The organism is Pelomonas sp. KK5 (genome assembly GCF_001984095.1).
In the GTDB taxonomy this organism is placed as follows: domain Bacteria; phylum Pseudomonadota; class Gammaproteobacteria; order Burkholderiales; family Burkholderiaceae_C; genus KK5.
Genome location: NZ_LYVQ01000260.1, coordinates 1 through 8,300, shown reverse-complemented (window position 1 = coordinate 8,300; position 8,300 = coordinate 1). Strand labels below are relative to the sequence as shown.

7 protein-coding genes and 1 pseudogene are annotated in these 8,300 nt (G+C 70.7%); 1 reads left to right on the top strand and 7 read right to left on the bottom strand.

What is annotated here, in order from left to right; all coding sequences use genetic code 11:
• Nucleotides 1-303: pseudogene (locus B0W88_RS27190) on the top strand (N-methyl-D-aspartate receptor NMDAR2C subunit); the annotation flags it as partial.
• A 171-nt stretch (nt 304-474) separates the two neighbouring features.
• On the opposite strand, the gene B0W88_RS27185 reads toward B0W88_RS27190, so the two are convergent.
• From B0W88_RS27185 to B0W88_RS27155, 7 genes are all read right to left on the bottom strand, one after another.
• Complete coding sequence (locus B0W88_RS27185; protein WP_077037704.1) at nt 475-1,803, bottom strand: MFS family transporter; 1,329 nt, start codon at nt 1,801-1,803, stop codon at nt 475-477.
• 94 nt (nt 1,804-1,897) lie between these two features.
• Entirely contained in the window at nt 1,898-2,506 is a 609-nt protein-coding gene (locus tag B0W88_RS27180) for a response regulator transcription factor (RefSeq protein WP_198937952.1), read from the bottom strand.
• Nucleotides 2,503-4,662, bottom strand: coding sequence for a PAS domain S-box protein (locus B0W88_RS27175; RefSeq protein WP_077037703.1), 2,160 nt, complete (start codon nt 4,660-4,662; stop codon nt 2,503-2,505). Before B0W88_RS27175 ends, B0W88_RS27180 begins: the two co-directional genes overlap by 4 nt.
• Before the next feature lie 28 nt (nt 4,663-4,690).
• Nucleotides 4,691-5,257, bottom strand: coding sequence for a response regulator (locus tag B0W88_RS27170; protein ID WP_077037702.1), 567 nt, complete (start codon nt 5,255-5,257; stop codon nt 4,691-4,693).
• 6 nt (nt 5,258-5,263) lie between these two features.
• Nucleotides 5,264-6,598 (bottom strand): HD domain-containing phosphohydrolase, encoded by a 1,335-nt coding sequence (locus B0W88_RS27165; RefSeq protein ID WP_233151862.1) that lies wholly within the window; start codon nt 6,596-6,598, stop codon nt 5,264-5,266.
• Entirely contained in the window at nt 6,595-7,515 is a 921-nt protein-coding gene (locus B0W88_RS35250; protein ID WP_077037701.1) for an ATP-binding protein, read from the bottom strand. The genes B0W88_RS27165 and B0W88_RS35250 overlap by 4 nt, the downstream gene beginning before the upstream one ends.
• Nucleotides 7,512-8,300 (bottom strand): HDOD domain-containing protein (locus B0W88_RS27155; RefSeq protein ID WP_077037700.1); only part of this gene is annotated, 789 nt, incomplete at its 5' end. The genes B0W88_RS35250 and B0W88_RS27155, both read right to left, overlap by 4 nt.

Genomic DNA, 8,300 nt, shown 5'->3' with positions numbered 1-8,300 from the left:
GTGCAGGGCCGCGTTCGCGAACTGGTCCTGGCCACCCGCCATGACGCCCTGCCGTCCGACCCCGACCAGCAACTGCTGGTCGACGTGGACCTTGCCATCCTCGGCGCCGCGCCGGCGCGTTTTGCCGAGTACGACGCCCAGGTGCGCGAGGAGTACAGCTGGGTACCCGGCATCCTCTACCGGATGAAACGCAGGGAGGTGCTGCGCGGCTTTCTGGAGCGGCCGTCGATCTACGGCAGCGCCCATTTCCGCGAGCGCTTCGAGGTGCAGGCAAGGGCCAACCTCGCAGGCGCACTGGCCTGAGACTGGGCACTCGCAGCGCTGAAGGCCGGTATTTCGGGCCGAGCGCCGGGCCGCCCCAAGCCGGCCCACTGGCGGCGCTTGTGGCTCGATGCCGCAAGCGTCGGCGCCCCCTCGGGGGGCTGACCAGGTTCGCGCGCGTTCAGCGCCGCGAGACTGGGCGGGGGGCTGACCTCAATGATCGTGATGCAGGTACGCCGCCTGCTTCGGCAGCCGCAGGCTGAACAGGAACGAGACCACCATCATCGCGCTCACGTACCAGTAGAAGGTGGACTCCATGCCCGCCTGCTTCAGTGACAGCGCCACGTACTCGGCGGAGCCGCCGAACAGCGCATTGCCCACCGCGTAGGCCAGGCCCACGCCCAGCGCGCGCACCTCGGGCGGGAACATCTCGGCCTTCACGATGCCGCTGATCGAGGTGTAGAAGCTGACGATGGCCAGCGCCAGCACCACCAGCCCGAAGGCCGTCCACGGGCTGGTCACGCCCTGCAGGGCGCTCAGGATGGGCACGGTGGCGATGGTACCCAGGCCCGAGAACAGCAGCATGCTGCGCCGGCGGCCGATGCGGTCGGACAGCGCGCCGAACAGCGGCTGCATCAGCATGTAGGCACACAGCGCGCCGGTCATCACGTGGCTGGCCGTCTTGATCGGCAGGCCCACGGTGTTGACCAGGTACTTCTGCATATAGGTCGTGTAGGTGTAGAAGATCAGCGAGCCGCCGGCGGTGTAGCCCACGACCGTGACGAAGGCACGCCAGTGATGGCGGAACAGGCCGCCGATGGTGCCGGCGTCCTTGCTGGACTTGGCCGATTCGCTCTGCGTCTCGTGCAGCGTGCGGCGCAGCAGCAGCGCGACGACGGCGGTCACCGCGCCGATCGCGAAGGGGATGCGCCAGCCCCAGGCCTTCATCTCGGCGTTCGACAGCAGCGCCTCCAGCAGCACGATCACCAGCACCGCCAGCAACTGGCCGCCGATCAGCGTCACGTACTGGAAGGAGGAATAGAAGCCGCGGCGGCCGCGCAGCGCGACCTCGCTCATGTAGGTGGCCGTGGTGCCGTATTCGCCGCCCACCGAGAGGCCCTGGAACAGCCGGCAGATCAGCAGCAGCGCCGGCGCCAGCGCGCCGATCTGCTCGAAGGTGGGCAGGCAGGCGATCACCAGCGAGCCGCCGCACATCATCGCGACCGAGATCAGCATCGAGCGCTTGCGGCCGACCCGGTCGGCGATGCGGCCGAACAGCCAGCCGCCGATAGGGCGCATCAGGAAGCCGGCGGCGAACACGCCGGCGGTGTTGAGCAGCTGAGCCGTCGGGTCGGACTTCGGGAAGAAGGCCGGCGCGAAATACAGCGCGGTGAAGGCGTAGACGTAGAAGTCGAACCACTCGACCAGGTTGCCCGAGGAGGCAGCCATGATCGAGAAGATGCGCTGGCGCGTCTCGGCGGCGGTGTAGGGGCGCGGGCTGGCGGTGCTGCCCGAGCCGGGGGCGTAGGTCGTGGCGGTCATGCTGAGCTGTCTCCGGTTTTCAGCCAGTGTGGGCAAACAGGTCTCCGCTGTCGTCCGTAGCCTGCGCCGGGGCGCCTGCGTAAATCTACGCAGGCTACAAGCCGTGCTCGCGGATGAAGCGCTCCAGCTCGTGGCTGTTCGCCAGCGCCAGCTTGGCGAAGACATGGGCGCGGTGCGTCTCCACCGTGCGCGGCTCGATCGGCGCCAGCAGCTGGGCGATGCGCTTGTTGGCATGACCCTCGGCGACGAGCCGCGCCACCTGCATCTCGCGCGGGGTCAGGCGTTGCCATAGCGCCAGCGCCGCCTGGCGGGCCTGCAGCCGGGTGGCGATCTCGGCAGCCCGGGCCAGGGCCTTCTCGACCGTCTCCAGCAGGCGCTCGTCGCTGCAGGGCTTCTCCAGCCAGCCGAAGGCGCCGTCCTGCACCGCCTGCACCGCCACCGGGATGTCGCCGTGGCCCGACAGGAAGACGACGACCAGCGGGCTGGCGCGCTGGCGCAGCGCGTCGAACACCTGCAGGCCGCTCAAGCCGTCCAGGCGCAGGTCCAGGATCGCGACGCCGGGCTCGTCCAGCGCCGCGCCTTCGAGAAAGGCCTCGCCCGAGGCGAAGGCCTGCACCGCGTGCCCGCGCGAGAGCAGCAGCAGGCCCAGCGAGCGGCGCACCGCCTCGTCGTCGTCGATCACATACAGCTTGTGGGTGCTCATGAGGCGGATTCCAGTTCGAGCGTGAACACCGCGCCGCCGCCCTGGGCCGCGGGCCGGTTCGCGAAGGCCAGCGTGCCGCGGTGGCTCTCGACGATCGTGCGGCAGATGTTGAGCCCCAGGCCCAGGCCGCCGCTCTTGGTGGTGAAGAAGGGCGTGAAGGCCTGGGCGGCCACCGCCTCGTCCATGCCGGGCCCGCGGTCGGCAATGCGCAGCCGGATGCGGGCGCCGTCGCGCTCCGCGTCGATCTCGATCAGGCGCTGTTCCGCCGGCGTGCCGGCCTCGTCCATCGCCTGCAGGCCGTTGAGCACCAGGTTCAGGATCACCTGCTCCAGCAGCACGCTGTCGCCGCGCACCGGAGGCAGGTCGGGCTCCACGCGCACGTCGACACGGGCGCGCCGCGCCCGGATCTCGCCCTGCAGCAGGGCCAGTGCGGCGGCCACGCGCGGGGCGATCGCGCAGTCCTCGGCGACGATGCCGTGCTGGCGCACGAAGCCGCGGATGCGGCGCACGATCTCGGCGCTGCGCTGGGCCTGCTTCATCGTCTCGTCCAGGCTCTCGGCCAGCAGCGCCTGCTGGCCCTGCGCGGCGAAGGCCTTGGCGGCGCTGGCGAAGTTGGTGAGCGCCATCAGCGGCTGGTTCAGCTCGTGGGCCAGCGTCAGCGCCATCTCGCCGAGGCTGGCCAGGCGCTGGGCGTGCCAGAGCTGCTCGTCGCGCTCGCGCTGCTGCGCCTCGGCCGCCTTCTGCGCGGTGATGTCGACGACCGAGCTCATCCAGCCGGTGTGCCGGCCCTCGGCGTCGATCAGCCGGGCGGTGTAGACCATCGTGATCACGTCGTGCCCGTCGCGGTGCCGGATGCGCGACTCGAAGCCCGAGACGATCGAGCGGCCGGCCATCGTCGTCTCGTAGTCGCGCCAGTGCTTGTCCAGGTCCTGCGGGTGCCAGTAGGGGTAGGGCGGCAGCATGCCCAGCAGCTCCTCGGCGCCGTAGCCGCACATCTCGCAGAAGGCCGGGTTGACGTAGATGATGCGGCCCGCCAGGTCGCGCGCCCGCATGCCCACCAGCAGCGAGTCCTCCATCGCCTTGCGGAAGGCATGGGCCTGGTCGAGCTCCTGCGTGCGTTCGCGCACCCGCAGCTCCAGCTGGCGCTGGATGTCGCGCTGCTCGGCGAAGCGGCGCTCGCGCAGCCGCCAGTACAGCGCGGCGAGCAGCAGCACGACGGCGCTGAGCGTGCCCAGCAGCCAGGCCCGCTCGCGCGCCTGCGCGACCGGCGCGCGGTCGGCGGTGACGGTGAGCGTCCAGCCGAATTCGGGCAGTGGCTGGTCCACGGCGAGGAAGCTGCGCGGCCGGCCGTCCAGCGTCGTGCGCAGCGCATAACCGGCCGCCTCGGCGGGTTCATGGGGATCGGCCCAGTCCAGCAGCGGGAAGGCCTCGCGCGGGCCGTACTGCAGCTGGCGGTGCACGTCGCCCAGCTCGGCGGTGCCGAGGACTCTGCGGCTGCTGAACATCCAGTCCTTCACCGAGGCGAGGAACACGATGCCGTGCGCGTCGCTGAGCAGGATCGGGTCGCGCACCGTGGCCCAGGTCGCCTCGATCTCGCGCAGGCTGACCTTGACGACGGCCACGCCGACGACGGGGCCGCCTTCGCGCTCGCGCACCGGCGTCGACAGGAACAGGCCCGGCTCGCCGGTGGTCTGGCCCAGGCCGTAGAAGCGCCCGTCGCGGCCGGCGAGCGCATCGGCGAAGTAGGGCCGGTTCGCATAGTTCTGGCCGACGAAGCTGCGCTGCGGCTCTTGCCAGTTGCTGGCGGCCAGCGTCAGGCCGCGGGTGTCGATCAGGTAGAGCGCGTCGGAGCCGGCGCGCTGGTTCAGTGCCTCGATGTAGCGGTCGGCCTGGTCGCGCAGGGCCGGGTCCTGCGGGTGGGCCAGCAGGGCCAGCACCTCCTGCTGGCGGCTGATCGCGTAGGGCAGGTAGGCGAAGCGCTCGGCCGCGCCGCGCAGGCCCAGCGTGTGGATCTCGATCGCGCGGCGGATCGTGTCCAGCTGCGCGCCGGCCTCGCGGCGTGCGGCCCATTCGCCCAAGGCGCCGATGGCGGTGGCGAGGACGGCCAGCAGCAGCACGGCCGACAGGGTGCGGCGGGTTCTTCTTGAAACGGACATGCGCGGGAGTGTCCCGCATCCTGGCGTGTCAGGCCTTGCCGCCCTCGTCCGGATCGAGCAGGCCGTCGGGCATCAGGATCTCGCCGTTGGGGCCCCAGTCCACCTGCACCAGCGCCGGGTTCTGCGCTTCGAGCCGGCGGCGCTCCACCTCGCTGGCGCTCATCTCGCCGCGCTGCTGCCGCATCTGGTCGGCCAGGCGCTGGTCTTCGCGCAGCTCGTCCGCGCGGGCCAGGCCTTCGCGGACCTGGGCGATCAGTACCTCGTCGTCCCAGGGCTTGACGATGAAGCGCAGCACCTCGCCCTCGTTGAGCGCGCGCAGCAGCGTGTCCACCTCGGCCGAGGCGCTGAGCATGAAGCGCACCGCCTGCGGCTGGATGCGGCGCAGCTGCTGCAGGAATTGCACGCCGTCCAGGCCCGGCATGCGGAAGTCGCTGACCACCAGGTCGAAGGCGATCTCGCCGGCGCGGGCCAGCGCGCGGCCCGGGTCGTCGTGGGTCTCGATGCGCAGCTCGTTCTCGTTGAACGCGGTGCGCAGCGCGCGGCGCAGGGCGCTGAGGACATTGGGTTCGTCGTCGACGAGGAGGAGTCTGTGCATGATGGGTCAGGCCTTGATCATGAGCACCAGGTTGAGTCCGTCGCGCTGCTCGTAGGAGCGGATCCGTTCGATCAGGTCCGCCGTCAGCGCATGGCCGGCGGTCAGCAGCACGACGCCTTCGCGCGAGACCAGCTCCTTCGCCAGCACCATGCCGGGCTGCAGCTGCGCGGTGCTGCGCGGCACCGGCGGCGCGGCCGGCGGCGGCGGCGGGGCGGGCTTGGTCAGCTCCAGGAAGGCGTCGATGACCTGCGGGTTGTAGATCGTGCCGCGGCCGTGCTCGAGGATCGTGCGCGCCTCGTCCTTGTTCAGCTTGACGCTGCCCAGGTGGCCGATCTGCAGGTCGTCGTAGGCATCGGCCACGGCCAGGATGGCGGCGCCCAGCGGCAGCGCATCGCCGGCCAGCTTGTCGGGGAAGCCCTGGCCGTCGTGGCGCTCGTGGTGGTGGCGGATCAGGATGGACACGGCGTGCATGTCGTCCAGCGCCAGCAGCGCCTGCTCGCCCATCGTCGGGTGGCGCCGGTAGGCGGCCAGTTCCTCGCCGTTCAGCTTGGGCATCGGCTTGCCCAGCACGGTGTCGTTCAGGCCGATCTGGCCGATGTCGTGCAGCAGACCGGCGACGAAGACCTCGCGCTGCTTCTCCTCCGGCAGCCCCATCTGCTGGGCCGTGCGCCGGGCCACGTCGGCCACGCGCCGCGCATGCCCCACCAGGCTGGCGTTGCGCAGCTCGATCAGGCCGGAGAAGGCCTTCACCGAGGCCAGGTAGTTCCTGCCCAGGCGCTCGTTGGCGCTGGAGAGCTGGGCCGTGCGCTCGGCCACCTTCTCCTCCAGCCTGGCGTTCATCCCGGCCAGCTGCTCGTTCTGCGCCTGAGTCAGCGCCAGCAGGGCCTGGCGCTCGCGCTGCAGCTGCTTGCGCTCGATCGCCTGGCGCACCGTCAGCAGCAGCTCCTCGTCGTTCCAGGGCTTGGTGATGTAGCGGTAGATCTCGCCCTTGTTGATGGCGTCCATCGTCGAACGGATGTCGGCCTCGCCGGTCAGCAGCAGGCGGCCGGCCTCGGGGAAGCGGTGCAGCGCCTGCTCGAGGAACTCGGCGCCGTTCATGCCGGGCATGCGCATGTCCGAGATGATCAGGTCGACCGGCGTGCTCTCCAGCAGCGCCAGCGCCTCGGCGCCGCCGCCGGCGCCCAGCACCTTGTAGTCGAAGGCCTCCTCGCCGCGCAGCAGCCGGCGCAGCGAGGAGATGATGTTGGGCTCGTCGTCGACGAGCAGGATGGTCCAGGCCTGCGGCGCGGCGGGCGCCAGGGCGGCGGCGGCAGCGCCCATGTCCTGGACCAGCGCGTTCATGCCGGCGTCCTTCGCACCGGCAGCGTGAGCCGGAAGGTCGTCCCCACGCCCGGCGTGCTCTCCACCTGGATGTGGCCGTCGTGTTTCTTGACGATGCCATAGGCCAGCGACAGGCCCAGCCCCGTGCCCTTGCCGATCGGCTTGGTGGTGAAGAAGGGATCGAAGATGCGCGTGAGGTTCTCCGGCGCGATGCCGCTGCCGTTGTCCTGCACCTCCACCCAGACCTGCCCGCCGCCCTCGACCACGCCGGAGCGGATCGTGATCGTGCCCCGCTCCGGCCCGGCGAAGGCGTGGGCCGCGTTGACCAGCAGGTTCATGAACACCTGGTTCAGCTCGGAGGGCAGGCACTCGATGTCGGGGATCTCGCCGTAGTGCTTGACCACGTCGGCCTTGTACTTGATCTCGTTGTTGACGATGTTCAGCGTGGAGTCGATGCCCTGGTGCAGGCTGGCCCAGAGCCACTCCTGGCTGTTGTCCACGCGGGAGAAGTCCTTCAGGTCCTGGACGATCTTGCGCACGCGGGTGATGCCTTCCCTGGACTCGGCCATCAGCGTCGGGATGTCCTCCTTCAGGAAGTCCAGCTCCACCCGCTCGCGCATCGCGGCCAGGCCCTGGCCCGCCGCCGTGCCGGCCAGCTGCGCCTCGGCGGCCTCGTAGGCGGCCAGCATGCGGAACAGGTCGGCCAGGTATTTCTCCAGCGTGCCGAAATTGCTGAAGATGTAGCCGATCGGGTTGTTGATCTCGTGCGCGACACCGGCCGCGAGCTGGCCGATCGAGGCCAGCTTCTCGCTCTGCATCAGCTTGTCCTGGGCCAGGGTCAGGCGGGCGTTCTGCTCGAGCAGCTCGTCATGTCGACGGACCAGCTCGGCCACCTGGGCGGGGCTCAGCGCGGCGGGGTCGGGCGCAGGGCTCGTCATGACAGGATGGCCTGGCAGACCGCCTCGTGGCGGCGCTCGGTCTGGCTGAACATCGAGAACAGCTGGGCATCGCTCAGGCCCAGCCGGCCCCAGCTGGCTGCGGACAGCGGCGGCACGATGTCGTCGGGCGAGTGCGAGAGATCCAGGCCGTGGGCCATGTTGTCGGCCAGGTGCAGCAGGTCGCTCATCGGCGTGGAGGCGGCGGTGCCGGACTCGCCGGGCGCGTGGTGGCTGCCGATGGCCTCGCACAGCGCCGGCGCGAACTGCCAGTGCTCGGTCAGCATGAGGCCCACCTTCGCATGGTCGATGCCCAGCACCGCCTGCTCGGCCTCCAGCGGCGTGGCGTCGTGGGCGATGCGCCAGGCCATCACCGCCGAATAGGGCTGGGGGAAGCCGCTGGCCAGCGCGAGGCGGCCGATGTCGTGCAGCAGGCCCAGCGTGAAGGCCATGCCGGTGTCCTGGTCCAGGTACTGGGCCGCGGCCTCCGCGCACAGCGCGGCGCCGATCGAGTGGCGCCAGAACTCGGTGAAGTCGAAGCCCGGGCACTTGGCCGCGGCGAACACCTCGGCAACGCCGGCCGCCAGCGCGATGTTCCGCACGCTGCGCAGGCCCAGCACCGAGGCGGCATCCAGCACCGAGGCCACCTGCCGCGGCAGGCCGAAGAAGGAGGAGTTGGCCATGCGCAGCGTGCGGGCGGTGATGGCCTGGTCCAGCGAGATGCGGCGGGCCAGTTGCTCCACGCTGACGTTGGGGTCGTCCAGCGAGCGGATCAGGTCGGTCACGAC

Bases quoted from the DNA above. Each gene is read 5' to 3' on its own strand.
- B0W88_RS27165 (WP_233151862.1), bottom strand. From the start codon at position 6,598: ATGAACGCGCTGGTCCAGGACATGGGCGCTGCCGCCGCCGCCCTGGCG.
- B0W88_RS35250 (WP_077037701.1), bottom strand. From the start codon at position 7,515: ATGACGAGCCCTGCGCCCGACCCCGCCGCGCTGAGCCCCGCCCAGGTG.
- B0W88_RS27175 (WP_077037703.1), bottom strand. From the start codon at position 4,662: ATGTCCGTTTCAAGAAGAACCCGCCGCACCCTGTCGGCCGTGCTGCTG.
- B0W88_RS27180 (WP_198937952.1), bottom strand. From the start codon at position 2,506: ATGAGCACCCACAAGCTGTATGTGATCGACGACGACGAGGCGGTGCGC.
- B0W88_RS27185 (WP_077037704.1), bottom strand. From the start codon at position 1,803: ATGACCGCCACGACCTACGCCCCCGGCTCGGGCAGCACCGCCAGCCCG.
- B0W88_RS27170 (WP_077037702.1), bottom strand. From the start codon at position 5,257: ATGCACAGACTCCTCCTCGTCGACGACGAACCCAATGTCCTCAGCGCC.